This window comes from Kribbella sp., from assembly GCF_035655035.1.
Lineage (GTDB): Bacteria > Actinomycetota > Actinomycetes > Propionibacteriales > Kribbellaceae > Kribbella.
This window is the reverse complement of record NZ_DASRVN010000566.1, coordinates 1-1,790: the sequence shown is the minus strand read 5'-3', so window position 1 is coordinate 1,790 and position 1,790 is coordinate 1. Positions and strand designations below refer to the sequence as shown.

Genomic DNA, 1,790 nt, shown 5'->3' with positions numbered 1-1,790 from the left:
CACGACGTCCTGCCCGGTGTTCTGGTCCGACGGCCAGTACTTCGGCCCGCAGGCGATCGTCGGCGCGCACCGGTTCATCTTCGACAGCCGCGACGAGGGCACCGAGCAGCGGCTGGAGATCCTGAACGACAAGGAAGGCGTGTGGCGCTGCCGGACCACCTTCAACTGCACCGAGGCCTGTCCGCGCGGCATCGAGGTCACCAAGGCGATCCAGGAAGTGAAGCGAGCGCTCATCTTCCGCCGGGTCTGAGCGGGCTTCGCAGACGCCGTCCGAGCTTGCGCTCTCCGCACGGTAAGATTCTGCCGCCGACCTGACCCTGCCTCGCGGGGGAGATCTCTGCCTTGGGGGGTGACAGTGGAGCCGCGCCTGCGTGAGCTGTCCGACCGCTTCTACCGTCGCTCGGTGGAGCTGTTGGAGCGCTGCGGCCTGCCCCGGAGCATGCCTCCGTTCCTGGTCGTCGGGGTGCTCGCCGCGGTCACGTCGATCGTGGTCGCCGTACTGCACCTGTCCACGCCGGAGGCGGCGGCCGACAAGCCGCCGGCGCTCGTCCCGGCGCTCGCCGGGCCGCCCGGCACTACGGTGGTGACCTCGCCGCGGGCGCAGGTGCTGTCGATGGCGATGGCCACCCGGGACCGGTGGGCGGCCGGCTGGTCGGACTGCACCACCGGCCCGAACTGCACGTACGCCGCCGTGATCGACCGGGACGGCATCCGCGCCACCGCCCCCGCCTGGCCGGTGCCGTACGTGACGCTACGGACCGGTACCGAGGCGATCGCGGTCGCGCCGCCGCTCGAGGGCACGCTGGACGGCAGCGCCTCGAGGCTGTTCCGGCTGACGTACGACGGGCCGCAGCTCACCAGGCTCCGGTACCGGGTGCCGACCACGACGTTCCAGCAGGGCGAGGTGCTGTCCGACCAGATCGTGCCGGGCCGGATCGTGGTGGTGAACCCGCAGGACTCGACGGTCCGGATGCTCCAGGGCGGCGGTACCCGCTCGCCGATCTGCGACGGTAGCGGGCGCTGCTGGATGCTCAGCGGGATCGGCCGCACCGACATCGTCTGGACCGACGACGGCGGCAAGACCTGGGGCTCGCAGTCGCTGGACACCCACAACCAGCTCGGCCGGCTCGCGGTCAGCCCCGACGGGCAGACGCTGGTCAGCACCACGGTGGTCGTCACCGACAGCGGGCAGCAGGTCGCGAAGATGGCGATCTCCACGGACCGCGGCAACCACTGGACCGCCGTACAGAACCCGCCACCCAGCCTGAGCACCTCGCCGGTCGCGTTCGACGACGGTACGGCGATGATGATCGGCGGGCCGCCCGGGGCGCGGCCGCGGGTGTACCGGATCAGCGAGGGCGCCGCGAAAGTCAACGGCGGCTACCCCGGCGACCTGGCCGACCTCTCCGGCGACCAGCATCTGCTGTACGGCCCCGAGGTCCCGAAACGGCGTACGACCGGGGTGGTCCTGAGCACCGACAACGGCACCACCTGGACGAGATTCGCGCCCCGCTAGCGTGGCTCAGGGGTGCTTGGTGGCGCCCTTGAGGGTCTTGTCTACGGCGTTCTTCGGGCCATAGAAGGCGATGCCGACCAGATCGAGCTCCGCTGTCGGGACCGCCTTCACCGCCGCCCGGTTGTCGTGGTCATTGCCGGTGGCAAACAAATCCTGGGTGAACACCGAGTGCTCGATCCCCCGCCCCAGCGCCCGCTCGTGCGCGGCCGCCATGAACTCCTTCGGCCCCTCGAACACCATCACCGGCTGCCGGAACATCGGCAGGTACCGGACG

3 protein-coding genes are annotated in these 1,790 nt (G+C 70.8%); 2 read left to right on the top strand and 1 reads right to left on the bottom strand.

Annotated features, from left to right (window positions below; translation table 11 throughout):
- Positions 1-250: 4Fe-4S dicluster domain-containing protein (locus VFF46_RS30325; RefSeq protein WP_325040652.1), on the top strand; the 250-nt coding region annotated here is incomplete at its 5' end.
- A 153-nt stretch (positions 251-403) separates the two neighbouring features.
- Positions 404-1,516: a hypothetical protein gene (locus tag VFF46_RS30320; protein ID WP_325040651.1), complete on the top strand. Its 1,113-nt coding sequence runs from the start codon at positions 404-406 to the stop codon at positions 1,514-1,516.
- A gap of 6 nt (positions 1,517-1,522) precedes the next feature.
- Here VFF46_RS30320 and VFF46_RS30315 read toward each other — a convergent pair.
- On the bottom strand, positions 1,523-1,790 hold a 268-nt coding region (locus tag VFF46_RS30315; RefSeq protein WP_325040650.1), incomplete at its 5' end, for a DUF2000 domain-containing protein.